The organism is Acinetobacter sp. PK01, assembly GCF_022819285.1.
Classification (GTDB): Bacteria; Pseudomonadota; Gammaproteobacteria; order Pseudomonadales; family Moraxellaceae; genus Acinetobacter; species Acinetobacter tandoii.
In genome coordinates, this window is record NZ_CP094643.1 from 1,153,176 (window position 1) to 1,174,531 (window position 21,356).

A 21,356-nucleotide genomic window follows, 5' to 3' on the forward strand; every position below is an offset into this window, starting at 1 on the left:
AGTAGCAATTAAGTTTGCAACGATAACACTCACTTGTATGTGTTAGCGACTGTTTGGGGTTGTATAGTCAAGTAATTAAGTGCATGTGGTGGATGCCTTGGCAGTCAGAGGCGATGAAAGACGTAATAGCCTGCGATAAGCTCCGGGGAGGCGGCAAATATCCTTTGATCCGGAGATTTCTGAATGGGGGAACCCACCTACTATAAGGTAGGTATTGCAACATGAATACATAGTGTTGCAAGGCGAACGAGGGGAAGTGAAACATCTCAGTACCCTTAGGAAAAGAAATCAATTGAGATTCCCTCAGTAGCGGCGAGCGAACGGGGAAAAGCCCATTAAGTCATGTAAGTTTTAGTGGAATGCTCTGGGAAGTGCAACCATAGTGGGTGATAGTCCTGTACACGAAAGGGCTTACATGATGATGTCGAGTAGGGCGAGGCACGTGAAACCTTGTCTGAATATGGGGGGACCATCCTCCAAGGCTAAATACTCCTGACTGACCGATAGTGAACCAGTACCGTGAGGGAAAGGCGAAAAGAACCCCTGTGAGGGGAGTGAAATAGATCCTGAAACCGCATGCATACAAGCAGTGGGAGCCGACTTGTTCGGTGACTGCGTACCTTTTGTATAATGGGTCAGCGACTTACATTCAGTAGCAAGGTTAACCGTATAGGGGAGCCGTAGAGAAATCGAGTCTTAATAGGGCGTTTAGTTGCTGGGTGTAGACCCGAAACCAGGCGATCTATCCATGAGCAGGTTGAAGGTTGGGTAACACTAACTGGAGGACCGAACCCACTGTCGTTGAAAAGCCAGGGGATGACTTGTGGATAGGGGTGAAAGGCTAATCAAGCCTGGTGATAGCTGGTTCTCCCCGAAAGCTATTTAGGTAGCGCCTCGGACGAATACCATAGGGGGTAGAGCACTGTTTCGGCTAGGGGGTCATCCCGACTTACCAAACCGATGCAAACTCCGAATACCTATGAGTACTATCCGGGAGACAGACTGCGGGTGCTAACGTCCGTAGTCAAGAGGAAAACAATCCAGACCGCCAGCTAAGGCCCCAAAATCATAGTTAAGTGGGAAACGATGTGGGAAGGCATAGACAGCTAGGAGGTTGGCTTAGAAGCAGCCACCCTTTAAAGAAAGCGTAATAGCTCACTAGTCGAGTCGGCCTGCGCGGAAGATGTAACGGGGCTAAAACTATGTGCCGAAGCTGCGGATTTGACATTAGTCAAGTGGTAGGGGAGCGTTCTGTAAGCCGATGAAGGTGTATTGAGAAGTATGCTGGAGGTATCAGAAGTGCGAATGCTGACGTGAGTAACGACAAAACGGGTGAAAAACCCGTTCGCTGAAAGACCAAGGGTTCCAGTCCAACGTTAATCGGGGCTGGGTGAGTCGACCCCTAAGGCGAGGCCGAGAGGCGTAGTCGATGGGAAATTGGTTAATATTCCAATACTTCTGTGTAATGCGATGAGAGGACGGAGAAGGTTAAGTCAGCCTGGCGTTGGTTGTCCAGGTGGAAGGTTGTAGGCATGTATCTTAGGCAAATCCGGGGTACTCTATGCTGAGAACTGATAGCAAGCTGTACTTGTACAGTGAAGTGGCTGATACCATGCTTCCAGGAAAAGTCTCTAAGCTTCAGTTACACAGGAATCGTACCCGAAACCGACACAGGTGGTCAGGTCGAGTAGACCAAAGCGCTTGAGAGAACTCTGCTGAAGGAACTAGGCAAAATGGTACCGTAACTTCGGGAGAAGGTACGCTGCTGACGGTGATGGGACTTGCTCCCTGAGCTATTGGCAGCCACAGAAACCAGGCCGCTGCAACTGTTTATTAAAAACATAGCACTCTGCAAACACGAAAGTGGACGTATAGGGTGTGATGCCTGCCCGGTGCTGGAAGGTTAATTGATGGGGTTAGCGTAAGCGAAGCTCTTGATCGAAGCCCCAGTAAACGGCGGCCGTAACTATAACGGTCCTAAGGTAGCGAAATTCCTTGTCGGGTAAGTTCCGACCTGCACGAATGGCATAATGATGGCGGCGCTGTCTCCAGCAGAGGCTCAGTGAAATCGAAATCGCTGTGAAGATGCAGTGTACCCGCGGCTAGACGGAAAGACCCCGTGAACCTTTACTGCAGCTTGACATTGAACTTTGACCTTACTTGTGTAGGATAGGTGGGAGGCTTTGAAGTTGGAACGCCAGTTCCAATGGAGCCGTCCTTGAAATACCACCCTGGTAATGTTGAGGTTCTAACTCTGTCCCGTTATCCGGGACGAGGACCATGTCTGGTGGGTAGTTTGACTGGGGCGGTCTCCTCCTAAAGAGTAACGGAGGAGTACGAAGGTGCGCTCAGCGTGGTCGGAAATCACGCGTAGAGTATAAAGGCAAAAGCGCGCTTAACTGCGAGACCCACAAGTCGAGCAGGTACGAAAGTAGGTCTTAGTGATCCGGTGGTTCTGTATGGAAGGGCCATCGCTCAACGGATAAAAGGTACTCTGGGGATAACAGGCTGATACCGCCCAAGAGTTCATATCGACGGCGGTGTTTGGCACCTCGATGTCGGCTCATCTCATCCTGGGGCTGAAGCAGGTCCCAAGGGTATGGCTGTTCGCCATTTAAAGAGGTACGCGAGCTGGGTTTAGAACGTCGTGAGACAGTTCGGTCCCTATCTACCGTGGGCGCTGGAAATTTGAGAGGATCTGCTCCTAGTACGAGAGGACCAGAGTGGACGAACCTCTGGTGTACCGGTTGTGACGCCAGTCGCATCGCCGGGTAGCTATGTTCGGAAGGGATAACCGCTGAAAGCATCTAAGCGGGAAGCCTACCTCAAGATAAGATTTCCCTAGGACTTTATGTCCTCTAAAGAGCCGTTGAAGACTACGACGTTGATAGGTTGGATGTGGAAGCATAGTGATATGTGAAGCTGACCAATACTAATTGCTCGTGAGGCTTGACTATACAACACCCAAGCAGTTGTATTTAAAGCTTATAATCGATTCATAAAAGATCAGTTAACCCTGATCTGAAACAAAAAACTTGATTTAGTGAAAGCTAGAACATAAAATTCGACTCAGTTAACTAATCCGTTAATAACTCATTTGGAAAAAACCTTGGCACATACAGAAATGTAAACTTAAGACCAAGCAAGTATCCATAAACAGTTGTGCTGGCGACAATAGCAAGAGTGAACCACCTGATCCCTTCCCGAACTCAGAAGTGAAACCTCTTAGCGCTGATGGTAGTGTGGGGTTACCCATGTGAGAGTAAGTCATCGCCAGCTCATTAATTCAAACACCCCCTTCTAATAAGAAGGGGGTGTTTTTTTATATGGAAAATAATGAATAGATGGATAAGATATAATTGGATAAATTACATAAGACGAATCTATAAGAATGAATTCAGTTAATATATTCGATTCACTGCCAAAAGATCTAAGCGTAGAAGTAAGTGAAGAGATTATTCATGCTTTAACCATAAGAATAGAGCGTATTGTTTCTAAAGGACATAGCTCTCCTGATAAAGGTTGGTATGATCAGGATGAGAATGAATGGGTCATGGTTGTTGAAGGGAAAGCAATACTAGAATTTGAGGGCGGTTCAAAACGTGAGTTGTCCACGGGCGATTACATCAATATTCCTGCACACGTTAAACACAAAATTGAAAAATAGTTTGAAGCTTACTGGTTATTAATAAATCTGAAAACCACCTTGTATGGTTTTTTTGATAATTTTTTATTCATATTTTAATTTGTATTCTATTGATTAAAATATAAAACATTTCTGAATGTGCAGTGCTAAATAATATAAAGTACAAATTTAATTTTTGTAGAATTAATAGTTATATGTAAATAACTTAGAATTTTTTAAAAAGATATAGATTGATGCGATGGATAAAGATTAATAAAGTCTTTATAGAAAGAGTGGGATTATTATTTTAAGAAACTCCTTAAGTTATGTGTTAATAGGAAATACATTAATTTTTAAATTTACTTCATAGAGAATTTAGAAGTTTTATATTAATGTGATTAAGATCAATTAGCCACAATGTAGACAGTAAAATACTTGAAAATATAGCTTTTTTATTATTCTGTGTAGTCAAATTTTATAAGTTTGTATAATACAGACATCATAACAAGAGCAACTTGGAAGTACTTTGAGTAAAAAATGAGTAATAAGCAACATATTTAGATTTATTTGTAAAAAAACACACTTATTTTTTAAAAATGATACATTAGGCAATAGATATCAAAAAAATGTTGATTATTATAGCTTTTTTAAATGTACTGGGGATTTCATTATGCGTAATTTTTTTTTATCTTTTTTATTATAAGCTCTATCATAGCTAGTAACACTAATGCATCTGAAGATCAAATTTCCAATTTAATTTTAAAAGTTAATGCTAAATCAAGTAATTATGTCGAAATGGACTTAATCGAGAATAAGTTGCTCGGGCGCGCTAGCTGGAAAATAAAATGTCAATACAAAGTATTTGAAGATATGAAAGCATGTGTTATGAGTAAAGGACCTATTTCCATTTTGCATGTTAATTATCAATACATTGTAAATATTGGTGAAAAACATTTAAAGGATAATCCAGTTTTTATTCATGTGGATAACAAAGGAATCCTTCAAGAGCGTGAAGGATTATTTAGAAATGGTTCAGAATTGATTAAGCAATTTAAAAGTGGAAATTATGCTTTTACACGATTTCAGAATAATAAAAAACAACTTATTGAGAACAAAATTTCGTTAGATGGTTTTACCGATGCATTTAATGATATGGAAGATCAATTTTCAAAACTAGGTAATGATAGAAATTATAGCTTCTAATTATGGCACACGGAGTATCGTTGAGTTATTGTATTTCAATAGATATTCCGTAAAAATTCAATTTTGAATTATATCCAAAAATCACATAAATATTCTTTAACTCTTAAGGGTTTACCTGTTTTTAGAAGAGCTTGTTATTGGGACAATGTAGTATATAAGCGGATATAATCATTGATTTGAGTGCTTTCTATCTTTGGTAACTGATACCTAAGCATTGCAGGTACAAACGGATACAACTTTAAAAAGATTTAAGCTATTGTAAATACTAGAGAAAATGACCTGATGCTAACCCTTCCAATGACGACTAAACTAGGTGGTTTCTATCTTTTTTACTATTGTATTGTTGGAACATTTATGCCGTATTGGAGTCTTTATTTACAAGACCAAGGCTTTAATTTTCAGGAAATTGGTATTTTATCTTCTATTGCCATTATTACTCGTTTTTTTGCACCATTTATATGGGGATGGGTGGCTGATAAATCTGGCAAACGGATGTTATTAGTTAGAATAGCAACTTGGATGGAAGCTTGTATATGGTTCTTAATTTTTCTCATACCAAATAGTTTTCAATCGATTGCTTTGCTGATGTTGATTTTTAGTTTCTTCCAAAATGCAATTTTAGCGCAATTTGAGGGCGTTACATTATTCTGGTTGGGAGATAAAAGGGCTGAGTTATATGGCAAAGTTCGAAAATGGGGGTCTATCGGTTTTATCGTGGGTGTATTTTGTATAGGGGCATTATTAGAAATAATCCCGATCTCTATGCTACCCATTCTATTGCTGTGTATCTCATTTTTAGCTTTTCTATGGTCATTTACTATTCATGAACCTAAGAGTGCACCTAAATCACAGAAGAAACTTGAACCACTGTTACCAATTATAAAAAAACCGGTGGTCGCATCCTTCTTTATTATTGAATTTATTATGTTGCTATCACATGCACCTTTTTATAGTTTTTATAGTAATTATCTTAAACAGGGCGGCTATTCAACAACTGAAATTGGTTTTTTATGGGCAATTGGTGTAATAGCAGAAATTATTATGTTTGCTTTTGCTAATATTTTTCTTAAGAAATTCTCGTGGCGCTTTTTGGTGAGTCTGTGTTTGATACTCACGGGTATTCGATGGTTAATCGTCGGCTTTTTCCCGAATATATTTTTGATGCAGTTGTTTGCTCAAACGATTCATGCTTTTAGTTTTGGTCTTTTTCATATGATTGCGATGCGCATTATCTTTGAAAATTTTATGTCTGGGCAGCAGGGACGTGGACAAGCTCTGTACAGTACAATGTGGGGATTAGGAGTTGCTTCAGGCAGTTTATTAGCGGGTAAGTACTGGACTGAAATTTCAGGTGAACATGTCTTTATAATTGCTGGACTTTCTGTATTTATGGGCTTAATTTTTGTTGCAGGATTGCCCAATAAAGTACAGAAAGACCATTTAGCTGAGCTTAAATCTTAATTTGACTATATTTTTTTTCCCAAGGTTGGGCCTGTTCCAATTGTTGTGCCAATTGTAAAAGTCGATCTTCTCGTCCGAATGGTGCAACAAATTGCGAGCCTAAAGGAAGTTGGTTGTTGTTCCAATAAAGTGGAACGGACATTGCGGGTAAGCCTGTAATGTTAGCCAATTGGGTGAATGGTACCCACTTCAGATTTTCTTTAATGATTTTTTCAATAAATTTTCCTTCAGCAAGTCGATGCGCTTGGCCTATTTTAAGAAGAGTTTTCAATAATTGTTTTTGCCATAGAGGTGTTTTAATTTCACCATTCTTGGGTGCGGTTGTTGCAGTTGATGGAATGAGATATAAATCATATTGTTCAAAAAAATGATTCATCTGTGCTGCATATTGGCCCCAATTATTAAGGTTATGAATATATTGTAATGCTGTTGTTGTTTCGCCAAATGCAGCCAAAGCTAATGAATCCAGTTCAAAATCATCATTTTGAATATTAAACAGAGATCGTGTTTCCTGAATGGTATAGGCAAACTGGCTAAACCAAGTGGTGATAAAGTCTTTCGCTAACGACATGCCATTGATAGGCGGTTGAGCCTCTACCACGATGTGTCCCAAAGATTCGAGTAACTTTGCAGTATGTAAAATGGCTGCTTCAGCCTCACTAGAAACTTTAGTTCCTATTGGAGATGTCACACTATAGGCAATTTTGAGCTGTTTTGGTGGGTGTTGAATAATCTCTAGGTAGCTTTGCTCTGGTGTTTTAATTGAAAAAAGAGAATGGAGTTCAGAGCCGTGTGTAGCATCTAGCATGGCTGCACTATCGCGTACCGATTTAGTTAACACATGTTGCATGGCTGCCCCATGCATAGCTTCACTTAAATGGGGTCCCCATGGTGTTCGGCCTCGACTTGGCTTTAGACCAAACAAGCCACAATAAGAAGCTGGAATGCGTATTGAGCCGCCACCGTCACCAGCACCTGCAAGAGGCACTATACTAGCGGCAACAGCAGAAGCAGACCCACCTGAAGAACCGCCACTATTGTGCTTTAAATTCCATGGATTGCGGCAGGCTCCCCAGGCTTCTGGCTCTGTAATGCCTTTTATTCCAAATTCAGGTGTATTGGTTCGACCAAACGTCACAATACCTGCTTTTTCCCAACGATTAACAATTTCAGAATTGGTTTGTGCAATATAATTTGCCCGTTTAAATGCTTTGCTACCAAAGGTACTCGGATAGCCTTTAAACTCTTGAAATAAATCTTTTACTAAAAAGGGAACGCCAGCAAAGGGACCTTGAAGAGATTGCTGAGAACGTTTTTGTGCGTAATCATGCATTGGAATGGTAATGGCATTGAGCTTGGGATTGACTTCTGCAGCCCTTAACAATGCTGTAAGTAATAATTCATGAGGATGAACTTCTTTTTTAGCAACCAGTTCAGCTAATCCTAAACCATCATACTGTTGATATTCCGAAAACTTCATTATTGTTTTACTCCAGATTTACTGTCTTATACTCATTTAGTTGAAATAATAATCTGATTTCTTCCTTGGGCTTTTGCACTATAAAGGGCTTGGTCTGCTTGAACAATCAGTTGTTGCAATGTTCCAGATAAAGGTAAGGCTTGATGTGCAATCCCAATGCTGATGGTCATCTGAATTTGAAACTGATTTTCAATATTTAGAATAGCGGTTTCGATGGTATGGTGAATGCGTTCAGCTAACTGAATTGTATCTTCGAGTGATGTATTCAACGTTAACACAGTAAATTCTTCACCGCCAATACGTGCGAATAAGTCATCAAAACCAATTTTTTGTTTTACTAATTTTGCGAACTGTTGTAAGACTAAATCGCCTACGTGATGGCCGTATCGGTCATTCATTTGCTTAAAGTGGTCAATATCTATCATGAGAATGCTTACAGATTTATTCTGGAGCTCTTGAATAAATAATTGACTTTGTTCCAGAAAATACCGTCGATTCAATGTATTTGTTAAACTGTCATGATTGGCATAGTCGAGAACTTGACGATAAAGTTTCTGACGATTTTGGCTGATTGCACACAGAATGAGAGGTGCAATTCCAAGCATACATAACCCAATACGAATAGATATGGTCGTACTTAAAAAAGCATTAGATGAAGATGATAAGTAAAAGTAGGTTAAGCTATGATAGGTCACTATGCAGACGACACTATTAATAAATGCAACAGAAAATAATCTATAACTTAGTGCGGCCCAAATTAAGGCTGCTAAGGGATAAAGTAATGAACCTGGGCCAAAAAATATGTGTGTGAAAGCGACTGAAATGATGATAGCGATAAAAGGCAGAATATCACTGGTTTTTAGTGGTTCAGTAAAGAGTTCAAAAATCCATTGTTGACTTTCTTTTCTTGTGGGGAATGTAAGAATTAAGGGGAGAAAAGTCACAAAGTTAAAAATTTCTCCTGTCCACCACATCCCAAATTCAGTCCAAAAACGTTCAGGAGACATAAAGCTGTTTGGTACGTGTGTGATCGTCTGAACTGCAAAAATAGCACTTAGCAGACAACCACCCAAAGTACACATGGCGAATAAATATAGAAAGCTTAAGCCCTTATTATAGTCACGATAATTTAGTTTTGTGAAATGAACCAGAATTAAAGGGATGGAGACACTAATTAAGTTCGATATAGTTAAATAAAGTGTAAGTTCAATTGAATTACCTGTAATCAAATCTGCAATAGCATAAGCGATAATGGCACCCAACCAACCGCCAAAGTTATTGAGTTTTGGAAATCGTAAGAATAATCCTAATAACACAGGATTAGCAGGCCATAATAAGGCTAAAAAAGTGATTGGACGTGTAAATATACCAATTAAACAGCAAGCAAAAATGACGGTTGCGATTATTAAAAAAGCATAAGATTGTTGTTGAATTGAAGGAGTTATAAGTTGTCTGATTTGCATTTACAAATAATCATCCTTAATTTAAGCGTTATGATTTTCTACTAATTGAAGAAAATAAAAGTATACTCAATATTCGCTTTGATTTTAAAAGCTGTTGGAAATCATTCTATAGATTTCCAAGAAGAAAGTGCTAGTACTAGATGGTAAAAGCGCATCTTTTTATACAAATAGATTGTAGTGAAATGGTTATAAGTGATGGTTTTGCTTAAAAATATGATAACGTATTTGCAGGGATGCAATGGCTGATTAACTATATGAAAAAAGCATATCTTACAGTGGTCTTGATGTTATGTTCAGCAATGAGCATGGCAAATGAAAGTTCCACTGCAACGCAAAATGCTCAAGATGAGGCAGATCGTGGTGCCAATACAATTCGTATTATGACTCGACCTGAAATTGTAGGTTTGTGGGGGATGGAAATTCCTAACAATAAAAAATGTATTGAATACTATAATTTTAAAAGTAATAACGATGTATTCATTAAAAGTGGTCAAGAATGGTCTACGGGAATCTATGATTATCAGGCTTCGAAAGATACGGGTGCTCAACTTCCTGTATTAATGTTACAGGTAAAATATGATAACAACGAAGCAGATTGCTCTGGATATAAACAAGACCAGTCTGGTGAAATTTCTCAGTATTTTGTGCAATGGAAAAATCCGACGACCATTAATTTCTGTAATAATGAAAAAGCCGGTCAATGTTTTGCAACATTGCGTCGTGTTTTGCCCTAAGAATATTTTGATGTAGACAAATACGATCACATAAATTAAAAAAGCCAGTCTATTGACTGGCTTTTTTATAACGGGGGCAATAATTAAGAAGCAGCTTTCTCTGCTTGACCTTCAAGTTGCTTCAACAAATGCTTTTCTAGATAGTGAATATCCATCGCATGTTTGCAGAAGTTTTTGTCTTGTAGAATTAGATCTTTATGCAAAGGAATATTGGTTTTAATTCCAGTCAGGATCATTTCATCTAAGGCTTGACGCATACGAGCGATACATGTTTCACGATCTTTACCATGTGCAATGAGCTTGGCGATCATTGAGTCGTAGTAAGGCGGAATGCTATAACCCTGATAAATATGTGAGTCTAGGCGAATACCCGCACCACCTGGAGCATAGAAATGCTCGATTTTACCTGGAGATGGCATAAATGTAGAAGGATCTTCCGCATTAATACGACATTCCATCGCGTGACCTTTACATTCAACATCTTCTTGAGCAATTTCAAGTCCAAGACCTGCCGCAATACGTAATTGCTGCTCAATAATGTCGATCCCTGTAACCATTTCAGTAACAGGATGCTCAACTTGAACACGGGTGTTCATCTCGATAAAGAAGAATTCACCATCTTCAAATAAGAACTCAAATGTACCTGCACCGCGGTATTGCATCATCTTACATGCATTCACACATGCTTCTAAAATGTCTGCACGTGCTTGTTCTGGTAAGTTTGGTGCAGGCGCTTCTTCCAATACTTTTTGGTGGCGACGTTGTAAAGAACAGTCACGATCAAATAAGTGGATTGCATGGCCATTACCATCACCCAGAACTTGGATTTCAACGTGACGTGGCTTTTGTAGGAAGCGTTCCATGTAAACCGTGTCATCACCAAACCACATTTCTGCGTCACGTTGAGCTGCTTGTACAGACTCAAGTAGTGTATCTACACGTTCTACAATACGCATACCACGACCACCACCACCTGAAGCTGCTTTCACAATTAGTGGAAAGCCAATTTCTTTTGCTTCAGCAAGGGCATTTTGTGGTGTTACAGCATTCGCAGAACCAGGAACGGTTGGTACACCTGCTTTACGCATAGCGGTAATTGCAGATACTTTGTTCCCCATCAAGCGAATATGCTCAGGACGTGGACCAATAAAAATAAAACCAGAGGTTTCTACAATTTCAGCAAACTCAGCATTTTCAGATAAGAAGCCATAACCAGGGTGAATGGCATCTGCACCTGTAATTTCTGCAGCAGTAATAATTGCAGGAATATTTAAATAGCTCTCGCTACTCGCTCCTGGGCCAATGCACACCGCTTCATCACAAAAACGTAAATGCATTAGGTCTTTGTCGGCATCTGAATAGATACCAACAGTTTTAATTCCTAAGGTTTTGCAAGCACGGGTGATACGTAAAGCGATTTCACCTCGGTTTGCAATTAGAACTTTTTGCAACATTGTAAGTCCCCGTGGTGTTATGCGCGATAGCGGAATAAAGGTTGACCGAATTGGATCACTTCACCGTTTTTCACAAGAATTTCTTCAATCACGCCGCTTTGAGTTGCCTCAATTGGGTTCATGATTTTCATTGCTTCGATAATACCTAGTGTTTCACCAGCAGTTACAGTTTGACCTACCTTAATAAATGGTGCTTCACCTGGGCTTGGCGCAGCATAGAACACACCAACCATTGGTGAAGTTTCAACAGCACCACGTGGTGAAGATTTTGGTGCAGATGGAATTTCTGCTGATGGAGCTGGCATTGCCGCAATTCCTGCTGCAACGACTGGACTACGACGAGTTAATGCAATCGATTGATCACCTTCTTTAACTTCGATCGCTTGTAAGTCAGATTCAATCATCAAATCGATGAGCTTCTTGATTTTACGAATATCCATGAGACAGTATTCCTGATTATGATTACTTAGATGGTTGAATTTTTTCGAGGGCATAATCGAGTGCAGTAGCATAGCCTTTAGCACCCAAACCGCAAATTACGCCAACGGCTTTATCGGAAAGATAAGAGTGATGTCTAAATGCTTCACGGGCATGAACATTTGACAAATGCACTTCAATAAAAGGGATTGCTACGCCAAGAAGGGCATCACGCACAGCAACTGAGGTATGTGTTAGTGCTGCTGGGTTAATAATGATGAACTGTACGCCTTCTTGTTGCGCTTGATGAATTCGGTCGACAATGGCACCTTCCCAGTTACTTTGAAAAGTATCGAGAGTTGTTGATGCTTTTTGCGCTTGAGAGATGAGTTGCTGATTGATATCCTCTAGGGTGAGATGACCATATACTTCTGGTTCTCGTTTTCCTAGTAAGTTTAAATTCGGTCCATGAATGACCAAAATGGTCGAACTCATTCAGCACGCTCCAATTTTAAGTTTGCAATATTGCTTTGCAAGATGTCTGCAAAGTTTGCTTATTATGGCATAATATCCTACAAGTCTTTTGTTTTTTCTTTGAATTATTGTAGAAGGTATGTGCCAGAACTTGGGACATATATTGCGAACTTTGCTAACAATTGGCAATGTTAAAAAATGACAAAATTTACAATAGAGCAGTTATTTTCTTTTAAGGCATGAATTGACCAAAACAGCTCATTTACAAGTCGTTTGGCTGAATAGAGAATCATCAATTGTTAACATTTCATTCCAACAAGTAGTGTAACGTGGCGACCGATGTAGTTGTTTCATCTTCCATACAGTGCTGTTGGAATGATAACCAATTTGTATGCAATCAGAACCATAACGATGTTTCATTTTGTACAAAGTTTTCATCAGTTCTTCGCGTTGTTGAATCAGGTCGATGGGTTGCCACAAATCATCAATATGCTGACTTTTGGGATGTAGTGCAGAAAGCATGATAGCAACTTTCACATATTTCTTATTTTCTTCAAATAAAACATCAATTTGCTGTAGAGCAGCCTTGTTTAAAATTAATAGATCATCACTAGCATATTGTAAGCCTATGGCATGTGAATGGCTCTTTTTATGGGGTGACTTAGGTACCTTTTCATACAAAGAAACATGGATACAGGCGCAGAGTTGTTGTTGTTGCATCAGGCGTTTATGAACACGATTGACATGAAAAATCATTGCTTGTTTTATGACCTCTTTTTGTGCCAATGCTTTGGCAAAACTACGAGAGGAAAGAATGTTTTTTGCTGGTAATGTCGGATCATCTAATGCAATGCAGGACTGACCTTTTAGTTCACGAATTGTACGTGCAATCAGGACAGAAAACTCTTTACTGAGGTAATGTTCATTGGCAAAAGTTAAGTCAAAGCTATTATGAATTGCATAATGCTGTAATTTTTTACTGATTTTTCGTCCAATACCCCAAACTTCTTCTACAGGTGTTTCGAGCAGTAGCCCTTCAAAACTGCATAAGTCCAATGTGGGCAAAAAACAGACCTGATTAAAGCTCTTTCGTTTCTTGGCAAAATGGTTTGCAAGTTTTGCCTGAGTTTTTGAATAACCAATTCCAATACAGCACGGTAAACCAAGCCATTGCGCAATTTTTTTCACAAGTTCTCGACAATATTGTTCGATATCGAAAAGTTGTGCGTAGCTCGTGAGCCGTATAAAGCATTCATCAATCGAGTAGGGTTCAAGATCATGCTCATTAAAGTGCTCACCTAAAATATCAAAAAAACGACGTGACATATCGGCATAAAGTGGATAGTTACTTGAAAGGACTTGTACACCAGCTTTTAGCGCATCTCGTTCAATTTCATGCCAAGGTACTGCCATAGAAATATTCAGAGCTTTGGCTTCATTGCTACGTGAAATGACACAGCCATCGTTATTACTGAGCACGACTACAGGCTTATCATTCAATTTTGGGTTAAATACGCGTTCACAACTGACATAACAGTTGTTGATGTCAATCAGCGCGAATAATTCTTGATGATAAAGCTTGTCCATAATAGTCACTTATTTGAGCTTTTTTAAAATGCAGATAACAACACCCCAAATAGCAATATTTTCCTCACCACGCGGGTAGATGTCTGGATAGTCGGGGTTTTCTGCTTTTAGCCAAAACTTAAAACCATTATCTGCATGCTTATCTTGCATAAAGCGTTTAACCGTAAATTCGTTGTTAATGAGTGCTAATACAATATCGCCATGTTCTGCATTTAATTTACGGTCAATCAGAATTTGGTCTCCTGCATCAATCCCTGCATTTTTCATAGATAAAGAATTCACGCGTAAAATAAAAGTGCTGGCTGGGTTTTTAACCAAATACTTATTTAGGTCGATATAATCTTCTATGTAGTCTTGGGCGGGAGAAGGAAACCCTGCCGCGACAGATTCGAGTGGAGATGGAATTGCCAATTCAGTTTGTAAATGAATTGGGTTCAGTTGAATATTATTTTGACGGTCATCTTCAGGTACAGGTTTCAGCCATTCTTTAATAGCCATGACTTTAGACTCAGGAACACGCATGACAACCGTTTTTTCAGTGTATTGTGATTTACGTCCTGCATTCGCACGTTTGCCACCATGAGAGGCTTTGTTTGATTCGCTCATAATCCACCTTGATAAAGTTACAAAATCAAGATTAACAGAAAAATACAACCTGCGACAGTATATTTTGTGTGGGGATGACTTGAGACAAATGGCGCTTGGTTCTAAACTGCGGAACATCAATCATTACATTTGGTATCCACAATGGATATGGATTTAATCACTGAACAAAAACTGGTATGTGAAGAATATGGCTCAAAGTATATTGCAGTGCATGAAAATGATGTGATTGCCGTTGCAGTCGCGTCTTTAAATCAAGAACCAATTGTGGGCATTCGTAACAAGCCAGAAGCAGGGGAAGATGTCACTTGGTTTATTTATGCAGGCGAACATGACGACAGTGAAGATTTCTTCCAAACGGTGTCCGTCAAAGAGCTGGATAAATTGTTGCCAGAAGTTCTGCCATATTTGGCATTGGAGCATGGCTACCGCTTTATGATTGATCGTGAAGAATATGAAGATGTCTGGAAAGAAGGGGATGAAGTTTAAGCAAATGGCTTAAATTTGTCTGGAAATGACATGAAAATGACGGGAAATGATACGTTAAATACGATCACAATAGCCGTGTTAAAAGGGTGAGTGCCCGTTAACCAGCAACTACTTCCCTAGTTGTTGTTTGTACCTCTTAATAGCCATGTGAATAACATGGCTTTTTTTATTGCTGCTATAGATTCAGACCGCAATATTGTCAAAATTGCCACAATCCGATACTTTTGAAAAAGAACAGTTGGAATAACGAAATCTATGAAATGGGATGAAATTGGCGAGCAACCATGTTCGATTGCACGAGCCTTATCGATCATTGGAGATCGATGGACATTATTGGTTTTACGTAATGCGTTTATGGGTATGCGCCGTTTTGATGATTTTCAACAGCAATTGGGGGTCACTCGGCATGTCTTGGCTGACCGTTTAAAGCGTCTGGTCGACCATGAAATTCTAGAAAAAAGACCTTATACTGAGCGACAGCAGCGTTTCGAGTATTGCTTAACTGAAAAAGGTCTGGAGCTTTATCCTGTACTGATGAGTATGGTGACATGGGCTGATAAATGGATGGATGATGGTACAGGTAAGCCTATGCAGCTTATGCATAAACAATGCGGTAAAGTCTTTACTGCGATTACCGTGTGTTCTGAGTGCGGAGAGCCTCTGCATGCTCGTCAGGTTAAACCTCTATTTCGTCACCATCCATTTCATGCTGAAGCTCGACCTGCTGTGCCGATACAACAGGCTTAAGCTTTCGTTTTTATAAACAATTGGCTGGTTTGGGAACACCTGCGAGGCGACTTAAATGTCGGGCAACAAGACCCGTGTTAAATTTCTCTTGCAGCATGGCATTGTTAATATCTGGGCTAACGCTTTTCATTAAAAATTTAATGAGCGGGCGGGTTGCAGGTGAATGCCCAAATTGCTGGTAAAATTGACGCACAGCATGCAAAATATTTAAATGCCAGTCAGTTAATTCAAGCTCAAGACTATTTGCAAGCTCTTGAGCGACTTCAGGTGTCCAGATGGTGTAATCGACCAAATGACCATCTTGATCGAGTTCTAGATTCATCATGATATTTCCAAACCTATTATTTAATGGTCATACAGCGTGTATGTGCTAAGCAAATGTCGGCAAATTCAGAATAAGAAATTACTTTTAATTGTGCTGGTTCAGGATGGCTTAATAAAGAAGCATCTGTATCGAGGACGTACAACTGTAAAATCGGAGCTAAAGCTGCATGATGAGCATGAAGTACAGTATCACCCATTAACACAACGCTATCACTGCTATGTAACAGCGATTGTAGTTGAGTGAGTTTAGCCTCTGCGGATGAATAATCTGATTGAATTAAATAAAGTGTAGCTGTTAGCATAAAAAATATTCATCCGTTACCAATATAAAACGTGATCAAAAGTTTGTAAAAACTCAGTATTTAGCTCAACAAACTCAATTTCTTGTTGGGACTGAACCACAAAAGGGTGGTCTTGATTCACACTTTCGACCAAAACTGGGGTGAGGTCGTAAAATTCAAAGCTATCAACCATATTAGATGCCAGTTTAAAGGCATGTTTGACGCTGTCAAACTGTTGTTCCGCTTGTAATAGACTGAGCGCGGCGTTCACGAGTAAAACCTTGACTTCACAGCCGAATGTCGCTAAAACCATAGTCGCAGCAAGGCTTTCATGCACGTGTAAGCTGGTTAGGTTGGCTTGGGTTAATATCACGAGTACAGTTTTCACACAATTTACCTTTTAAATGCAACAAATTCGCCAAAAATAACCACTTAAAATTGAATTAGACGTTCAGTGGATTGTACGGCATCGGCAAGTTCACCTAAACCGACCAATTCAAAGCCATACGCTAAGTTATGTTGGTCAATATTGTGTCTTTTTGCATTTTCTTCATCTGTGATACCCCTTGCCAAAGCTGCACTTACACAAACAGGTAAGCGAATGCCAAGTTTCTGCCACTCTGTCGTGAGGTTTCGTTGGTCATCGGGCACCCATTGCAGGGCGTTGGCTACGGAAACTCCGTCTTGATAAAAGAAAACACGGAATGCTTCTTGCTGTGTATGTAACGCTTGCGCAAGCCCGAGTGCATGCCAAGCATGAATAGATGTAGGAGCAGAGGTAATTAACAGTAATGTACTCATGGAATTCACTTAAAGGCTGTACCAATCGAAACTTGGAACGTCCAGACTTCATAAGAAATAGGTAGTATACAATGATTTTAGTAACTGGTGGATTAGGCTTTATAGGCTCGCATGTCGCTCTTAGCTTAATGGCTCAGGGGCAGGAAGTCATTATTGTAGATAATTTGTCCAATGCCAATCTACAGACCTTGGAAAGACTGGAGTACATCTCTGGGATGTACGTTCCATTTGCAAAGCTAGATATTCGCAACACGCCTGCTTTGAATAAGGTCTTTGAGCAATATACAGTCAATGCTGTTGTACATACGGCTGGGTTCAAATCTTTGCAAGAGTCGGTGTTAAAGCCACTTGAGTATTACAATGACAATGTCAGTAGTATTATGAGTTTAATGCGTGCCATGCAACGAACAGGCGTGCGACATTTGGTTCATTTGTCGAGTTTGGCGGTATATGGTGAATCGAGTCTGGATCTGAAAGAAGATATGCCATTTAACTATGCATACCCCAATCCGTATATTAAGTCTCAACAAATGATTGAAGAAATCATACGTGACACTTTTAAGACCGATGAAGAATGGAATATTGCCATTCTAAGACTGGGTAATGTAGTCGGTGCGTTTGAACATGGTGTTCTAGGTGAGTTTGTACAACCGTTGCCGAAAAATATTGTGCCGTTAGCCATGCAAGTTGCTGCTCGACAGCGCGAATATATTGATTTACATAAACAGGCAAAAACTGCGGATGGTACTGTAGAGCGTGGATTTGTACATGTTTTGGATAGTTGTGATGCGGTTATTGCCGCTCTGAAATGGCTATATACTCAACAGCATACTTGTGAAGCGTTTAATATCACAGGTGAAAATTATTCGATTCAAAGTTTATTGCAACAGATTGCCCAAGTAACAGGGGCTGAAATCAAAACCATGAAAACCAACTACTTGATTAGTCAAGAGTTAGATCAGGTTGGAGCAAATACAGAGAAAGCGGAACAACTTTTAGGCTGGAAAGCAAAACGTAGTTTGACCCAGATGTTGGAAGATGAGTGGCGTTTTTACCAGAATACGCTACGCACCTAAATGAATCAAAGCCAGAGTAAATGATAATTATTATCGTTTACTCCATCGTATCATTACATTAAAATAACAACACTATTCAACCTGAATAAGTAAAAAAGATCATAGATAGATAAAGAAGATAGAGGTAAACATGTATACACGTATTGAGCATGACACCATGGGTGAAGTTGAAGTTCCCGCAGATGCAATGTGGGGGGCGCAGACTCAACGGAGTTTGCAGAACTTTAAAATTGGTGGCGAGCGTTTACCTCGACCAATGATTCGAGCGATGGGGCTTGTAAAAAAAGCTGCTGCATTGACCAATTCTGATTTGAATCAAATTCCACAAGAATTAGCACACTATATTGTCGATGCAGCAGAAGAAGTGATTCAGGGACAGTGGGACAGCCAATTTCCACTGGTCGTTTGGCAAACTGGTTCGGGTACGCAAAGTAACATGAACTGCAATGAAGTGATTGCCAATATCGCCAATCAGAAATTAGGTAATCCTCTCGGTGCACAAAAACCTGTACATCCAAATGACCATGTAAACCGTGCACAATCAACCAATGATTCATTCCCAACCGCAATACATGTTGCAGCGAGTCTGCAAATTAATGAACTATTGATTCCCGCAGTAACACAATTGCGAAACACCTTAGATGCTAAAGCACAAGAATTTCATGATATTGTGAAAATTGGGCGTACTCATTTACAAGATGCAACGCCGTTAACTTTGGGCCAAGAGTTTAGTGGTTATGTATCTCAGCTAGATCATGGTTTAAAACGTTTACATCAGGCATTGTCAGGCTTATATGAGTTGCCTTTAGGAGGAACGGCTGTCGGAACAGGGTTAAATGCTCATCCTGATTATGCGGAAAAAGCAGCTGAGCAACTATCTCAGCTTACCGGACTTCCTTTTGTTACAGCGCCAAATAAATTTGAAGCACTCGCTGGGCGTGATGCAGCAGTGTTTGCATCAGGCGCATTAAAAACACTGGCAGCAAGTCTGAATAAAATTGCGAATGATATTCGTTGGTTGGCCAGTGGCCCACGTTGCGGTTTTGGTGAAATTCGTATCCCTGAAAATGAACCAGGTTCAAGTATCATGCCTGGTAAAGTGAATCCAACCCAAAGCGAAGCTATGACCATGGTGGTTGCACAGGTCTTGGGCAATGATACAACGATTAACGTTGCAGGTGCTTCAGGTAATTTTGAACTGAATGTATTTATGCCTGTGATTGCATATAACTTATTGCAATCTATTCAATTGTTGGGTGATGCATGTAATAGCTTTAATGAGCATTGTGCGGTCGGAATTGAGCCAAACCGAGAGAAAATTGATTATTTCCTACATAATTCATTAATGTTAGTAACGGCATTGAACCCTGTAATTGGTTATGAGAATGCAGCAAAAGTGGCTAAAACCGCTTATAAAGAAGGTAAAACCCTTAAGCAGGTGGCAGTTGAGCTGCAATTGGTGACAGAAGAGCAATTTGATGCAGTGGTTCGACCAGAAAATATGGTTTCGCCGAACGTAAAATAAGCTTCTGTAAATCGAAATGAGATCAGCGGTTTTTATCTGTTGCATAAGTGCGTACAATACGCATTAGATTTTTACCGCTGATGATGACCTATGCTAGATATTTATTTGACAGATGTTCAGAAACGTATTCAATTTAAGGATTACCCAGGCGAGCATCCTGTTAAATTTATTCTAAATTTTAAAAAGATTTTTCCAAGTGTGATGGAGCTGTTACTTCCAGTATTGCCTGAAAATGAAAATTTAGAGGAAATGACATGGGAGTCAAACACTGAGGATTTTGAACTATTTAAGTTGCTTTTAAGTGGTTGGGGTGTGATTGAACTACGTTTGACAGCCTTGGCAAAATTTAAGGATAAAAAATTTGCGGATGAATTAGTTAAGCGTGCACAACAAAAGCGCAAAACTGATGCCCAAAAGCATGCAAAATTAAAAACAGTAGAACTCGATTATCTATTCATGCACGAAATTCATGCTTTGATTGACGCTGAATTAGTTGAGCTAGGTGAGAAGTTCTATTTACCAACATTAAGAGAAATCTGGAAAGCCCACCTTCCAAATAATGTATTGCAAGCGAACCTAGCTTAAGATTTATTAAAACCCCTGATTTAAAACAAGAAACCATTTGTCATTAACGGCTAAATGGTTTTTTATTCGCTAAATGATTTGATAGGCTCATAAATTTGAGCTTTATTCTAAATATCGTATAAGTGTCTCTTAAGACTATTTTTACCAAATATAAAAAATATAGATATGTTTTTTATTAATATTTATAAGAAATTTGGAATTGATTTTGCATAATATTCAATATTAGCAAACCATATGCTAAGAATTCTCCTTTTATTAAACCATCATTCAAGGCATGCAACATGGCAAATGAATTCCTGAACTTAATTGAACAACGCCGTACCATTTATGCATTGGCAAAAAATGTAGAACAAACACCTGAATATTTAACGGATTTAATTCAGCGAACGATTCGCGAAAGTCCATCTTCATTTAATTCACAGTCTTCACGCGCCGTAATTTTATTTAATGCAGAGCATGAAAAGTTTTGGAATTTTGTGAAAAAAGAACTACAGACTTACGCAACTGATGAAGTAGCGGCAGCTAAAACCGCGGCTAAAATGGATAGTTTTGCCGCAGGATTGGGCACAATTCTATTTTTTGAAGACATGAGCGTGGTAGAAGATTTACAAACTCGTTTTGCCTTGTATGCAGAAAACTTCCCAATCTGGGCAGAGCATTCCACTGCTATGGCTCAATTTGCAACATGGACAGCGTTGCATACAGAAGGGCTAGGGGCTTCTTTACAGCATTACAATCCAATTGTAGATGAGCAAGTCCATAATGAATGGGACATTCCTAAAAATTGGAAACTACGTGCTCAACTTGTATTTGGTTCAATAGAGGCAGAAGCTAAAGAAAAAACATATATTGAAAATGCCGAACGATTTAAAGTTTTCCAATAAATCTAGATTCGAATGAGAAAATAAGTTTTATGATTTCTTCTTTTAAGTGGTATAGGTTCTAATCAATAAATTAAATAGATTTGGATAGATGGAAATAGATCTAGATTAAATTATTAAGTGATGAATCTTTCAGTTCAAATGGT

21 protein-coding genes and 2 rRNA genes are annotated in these 21,356 nt (G+C 39.4%); 12 read left to right on the forward strand and 11 right to left on the reverse strand.

The window, feature by feature from the left end; translation table 11 throughout:
- Nucleotides 1-65 precede the first annotated feature (65 nt).
- The 5 genes from MP622_RS05530 to MP622_RS05550 all read left to right on the forward strand — a co-directional run bounded on the left by MP622_RS05530 (nt 66) and on the right by MP622_RS05550 (nt 6,289).
- A 23S ribosomal RNA gene (locus MP622_RS05530) occupies nt 66-2,957 on the forward strand.
- A 207-nt stretch (nt 2,958-3,164) separates the two neighbouring features.
- Nucleotides 3,165-3,279 (forward strand): 5S ribosomal RNA (rrf, locus tag MP622_RS05535).
- Between the two features lie 112 nt (nt 3,280-3,391).
- On the forward strand, nt 3,392-3,667 hold the full coding sequence (locus MP622_RS05540; protein WP_243792906.1) for a cupin domain-containing protein: 276 nt from the start codon (nt 3,392-3,394) through the stop codon (nt 3,665-3,667).
- A gap of 843 nt (nt 3,668-4,510) precedes the next feature.
- Nucleotides 4,511-4,828 (forward strand): invasion associated locus B family protein, encoded by a 318-nt coding sequence (locus MP622_RS05545; protein WP_228155312.1) that lies wholly within the window; start codon nt 4,511-4,513, stop codon nt 4,826-4,828.
- A gap of 282 nt (nt 4,829-5,110) precedes the next feature.
- Nucleotides 5,111-6,289 carry an MFS transporter gene (locus MP622_RS05550; protein ID WP_243792909.1) on the forward strand — a complete coding sequence of 393 codons (1,179 nt, stop codon included), beginning with the start codon at nt 5,111-5,113 and terminating at the stop codon, nt 6,287-6,289.
- Here the strand turns inward: MP622_RS05550 and MP622_RS05555 are convergent.
- Complete coding sequence (locus MP622_RS05555; RefSeq protein WP_044737878.1) at nt 6,279-7,769, reverse strand: amidase family protein; 1,491 nt, start codon at nt 7,767-7,769, stop codon at nt 6,279-6,281. The two genes, MP622_RS05550 and MP622_RS05555, sit on opposite strands and share 11 nt — an antisense overlap.
- A 32-nt stretch (nt 7,770-7,801) precedes the next feature.
- Nucleotides 7,802-9,232, reverse strand: a complete 1,431-nt coding sequence (locus tag MP622_RS05560) for a GGDEF domain-containing protein (RefSeq protein WP_243792910.1) — start codon at nt 9,230-9,232, stop codon at nt 7,802-7,804.
- A gap of 254 nt (nt 9,233-9,486) precedes the next feature.
- Here MP622_RS05560 and MP622_RS05565 point away from each other — a divergent pair, with 254 nt between their 5' ends.
- Entirely contained in the window at nt 9,487-9,966 is a 480-nt protein-coding gene (locus tag MP622_RS05565) for a hypothetical protein (protein ID WP_044737913.1), read from the forward strand.
- A gap of 83 nt (nt 9,967-10,049) precedes the next feature.
- Here MP622_RS05565 and accC read toward each other — a convergent pair whose 3' ends face one another.
- The 5 genes from accC to umuD form a co-directional block, all read right to left on the reverse strand.
- Nucleotides 10,050-11,420, reverse strand: a complete 1,371-nt coding sequence (gene accC / locus MP622_RS05570; protein ID WP_100240878.1) for an acetyl-CoA carboxylase biotin carboxylase subunit — start codon at nt 11,418-11,420, stop codon at nt 10,050-10,052.
- 17 nt (nt 11,421-11,437) lie between these two features.
- Nucleotides 11,438-11,860 carry an acetyl-CoA carboxylase biotin carboxyl carrier protein gene (gene accB / locus MP622_RS05575; protein ID WP_016167895.1) on the reverse strand — a complete coding sequence of 141 codons (423 nt, stop codon included), beginning with the start codon at nt 11,858-11,860 and terminating at the stop codon, nt 11,438-11,440.
- Between the two features lie 22 nt (nt 11,861-11,882).
- The gene (aroQ, locus tag MP622_RS05580) at nt 11,883-12,332 is read right to left on the reverse strand and encodes a type II 3-dehydroquinate dehydratase (protein ID WP_044737875.1); all 450 of its coding nucleotides are present in this window, start codon (nt 12,330-12,332) and stop codon (nt 11,883-11,885) included.
- A gap of 237 nt (nt 12,333-12,569) precedes the next feature.
- Entirely contained in the window at nt 12,570-13,898 is a 1,329-nt protein-coding gene (locus tag MP622_RS05585) for a Y-family DNA polymerase (RefSeq protein WP_243792912.1), read from the reverse strand.
- A 9-nt stretch (nt 13,899-13,907) separates the two neighbouring features.
- On the reverse strand, nt 13,908-14,504 hold the full coding sequence (gene umuD / locus MP622_RS05590; protein ID WP_044737873.1) for a translesion error-prone DNA polymerase V autoproteolytic subunit: 597 nt from the start codon (nt 14,502-14,504) through the stop codon (nt 13,908-13,910).
- A gap of 141 nt (nt 14,505-14,645) precedes the next feature.
- Here umuD and MP622_RS05595 point away from each other — a divergent pair, with 141 nt between their 5' ends.
- Both MP622_RS05595 and MP622_RS05600 read left to right on the forward strand, forming a co-directional pair.
- Nucleotides 14,646-14,990, forward strand: coding sequence for a hypothetical protein (locus MP622_RS05595; protein WP_016167899.1), 345 nt, complete (start codon nt 14,646-14,648; stop codon nt 14,988-14,990).
- Nucleotides 14,991-15,245: 255 nt separating this feature from the next.
- A complete protein-coding gene (locus MP622_RS05600) occupies nt 15,246-15,737 on the forward strand; it encodes a helix-turn-helix domain-containing protein (RefSeq protein ID WP_243792913.1) in 492 nt (163 codons plus the stop codon).
- 10 nt (nt 15,738-15,747) lie between these two features.
- Here MP622_RS05600 and MP622_RS05605 read toward each other — a convergent pair whose 3' ends face one another.
- From MP622_RS05605 to tusD, 4 genes are read right to left on the reverse strand one after another with little or no spacing between them, the layout of a single operon-like run.
- Nucleotides 15,748-16,059 carry a TusE/DsrC/DsvC family sulfur relay protein gene (locus MP622_RS05605; protein ID WP_044737871.1) on the reverse strand — a complete coding sequence of 104 codons (312 nt, stop codon included), beginning with the start codon at nt 16,057-16,059 and terminating at the stop codon, nt 15,748-15,750.
- 19 nt (nt 16,060-16,078) lie between these two features.
- Nucleotides 16,079-16,363 (reverse strand): DsrH/TusB family sulfur metabolism protein, encoded by a 285-nt coding sequence (locus MP622_RS05610; protein WP_104442069.1) that lies wholly within the window; start codon nt 16,361-16,363, stop codon nt 16,079-16,081.
- Nucleotides 16,364-16,379: 16 nt separating this feature from the next.
- Complete coding sequence (locus MP622_RS05615; protein ID WP_016167903.1) at nt 16,380-16,730, reverse strand: hypothetical protein; 351 nt, start codon at nt 16,728-16,730, stop codon at nt 16,380-16,382.
- A 44-nt stretch (nt 16,731-16,774) separates the two neighbouring features.
- Nucleotides 16,775-17,143 carry a sulfurtransferase complex subunit TusD gene (gene tusD / locus MP622_RS05620; protein ID WP_243792923.1) on the reverse strand — a complete coding sequence of 123 codons (369 nt, stop codon included), beginning with the start codon at nt 17,141-17,143 and terminating at the stop codon, nt 16,775-16,777.
- A 71-nt stretch (nt 17,144-17,214) separates the two neighbouring features.
- Here tusD and galE point away from each other — a divergent pair, with 71 nt between their 5' ends.
- The 4 genes from galE to MP622_RS05640 all read left to right on the forward strand — a co-directional run bounded on the left by galE (nt 17,215) and on the right by MP622_RS05640 (nt 21,213).
- The gene (gene galE, locus MP622_RS05625; protein WP_243792925.1) at nt 17,215-18,219 is read left to right on the forward strand and encodes a UDP-glucose 4-epimerase GalE; all 1,005 of its coding nucleotides are present in this window, start codon (nt 17,215-17,217) and stop codon (nt 18,217-18,219) included.
- Between the two features lie 130 nt (nt 18,220-18,349).
- Nucleotides 18,350-19,744 (forward strand): class II fumarate hydratase, encoded by a 1,395-nt coding sequence (gene fumC, locus MP622_RS05630; protein WP_016167906.1) that lies wholly within the window; start codon nt 18,350-18,352, stop codon nt 19,742-19,744.
- A gap of 90 nt (nt 19,745-19,834) precedes the next feature.
- Nucleotides 19,835-20,329, forward strand: a complete 495-nt coding sequence (locus MP622_RS05635; RefSeq protein WP_151505421.1) for a hypothetical protein — start codon at nt 19,835-19,837, stop codon at nt 20,327-20,329.
- A gap of 281 nt (nt 20,330-20,610) precedes the next feature.
- On the forward strand, nt 20,611-21,213 hold the full coding sequence (locus MP622_RS05640; protein WP_151505422.1) for a nitroreductase family protein: 603 nt from the start codon (nt 20,611-20,613) through the stop codon (nt 21,211-21,213).
- Nucleotides 21,214-21,356: the final 143 nt, after the last annotated feature.

Bases quoted from the DNA above. Each gene is read 5' to 3' on its own strand.
- MP622_RS05540 (WP_243792906.1), top strand. From the start codon at position 3,392: ATGAATTCAGTTAATATATTCGATTCACTGCCAAAAGATCTAAGCGTA.
- MP622_RS05545 (WP_228155312.1), top strand. From the start codon at position 4,511: ATGAGTAAAGGACCTATTTCCATTTTGCATGTTAATTATCAATACATT.
- MP622_RS05550 (WP_243792909.1), top strand. From the start codon at position 5,111: ATGCTAACCCTTCCAATGACGACTAAACTAGGTGGTTTCTATCTTTTT.
- MP622_RS05555 (WP_044737878.1), bottom strand. From the start codon at position 7,769: ATGAAGTTTTCGGAATATCAACAGTATGATGGTTTAGGATTAGCTGAA.
- MP622_RS05560 (WP_243792910.1), bottom strand. From the start codon at position 9,232: ATGCAAATCAGACAACTTATAACTCCTTCAATTCAACAACAATCTTAT.
- MP622_RS05565 (WP_044737913.1), top strand. From the start codon at position 9,487: ATGAAAAAAGCATATCTTACAGTGGTCTTGATGTTATGTTCAGCAATG.
- accC (WP_100240878.1), bottom strand. From the start codon at position 11,420: ATGTTGCAAAAAGTTCTAATTGCAAACCGAGGTGAAATCGCTTTACGT.
- accB (WP_016167895.1), bottom strand. From the start codon at position 11,860: ATGGATATTCGTAAAATCAAGAAGCTCATCGATTTGATGATTGAATCT.
- aroQ (WP_044737875.1), bottom strand. From the start codon at position 12,332: ATGAGTTCGACCATTTTGGTCATTCATGGACCGAATTTAAACTTACTA.
- MP622_RS05585 (WP_243792912.1), bottom strand. From the start codon at position 13,898: ATGGACAAGCTTTATCATCAAGAATTATTCGCGCTGATTGACATCAAC.
- umuD (WP_044737873.1), bottom strand. From the start codon at position 14,504: ATGAGCGAATCAAACAAAGCCTCTCATGGTGGCAAACGTGCGAATGCA.
- MP622_RS05595 (WP_016167899.1), top strand. From the start codon at position 14,646: ATGGATATGGATTTAATCACTGAACAAAAACTGGTATGTGAAGAATAT.
- MP622_RS05600 (WP_243792913.1), top strand. From the start codon at position 15,246: ATGAAATGGGATGAAATTGGCGAGCAACCATGTTCGATTGCACGAGCC.
- MP622_RS05605 (WP_044737871.1), bottom strand. From the start codon at position 16,059: ATGAATCTAGAACTCGATCAAGATGGTCATTTGGTCGATTACACCATC.
- MP622_RS05610 (WP_104442069.1), bottom strand. From the start codon at position 16,363: ATGCTAACAGCTACACTTTATTTAATTCAATCAGATTATTCATCCGCA.
- tusD (WP_243792923.1), bottom strand. From the start codon at position 17,143: ATGAGTACATTACTGTTAATTACCTCTGCTCCTACATCTATTCATGCT.
- galE (WP_243792925.1), top strand. From the start codon at position 17,215: ATGATTTTAGTAACTGGTGGATTAGGCTTTATAGGCTCGCATGTCGCT.
- fumC (WP_016167906.1), top strand. From the start codon at position 18,350: ATGTATACACGTATTGAGCATGACACCATGGGTGAAGTTGAAGTTCCC.
- MP622_RS05635 (WP_151505421.1), top strand. From the start codon at position 19,835: ATGCTAGATATTTATTTGACAGATGTTCAGAAACGTATTCAATTTAAG.
- MP622_RS05640 (WP_151505422.1), top strand. From the start codon at position 20,611: ATGGCAAATGAATTCCTGAACTTAATTGAACAACGCCGTACCATTTAT.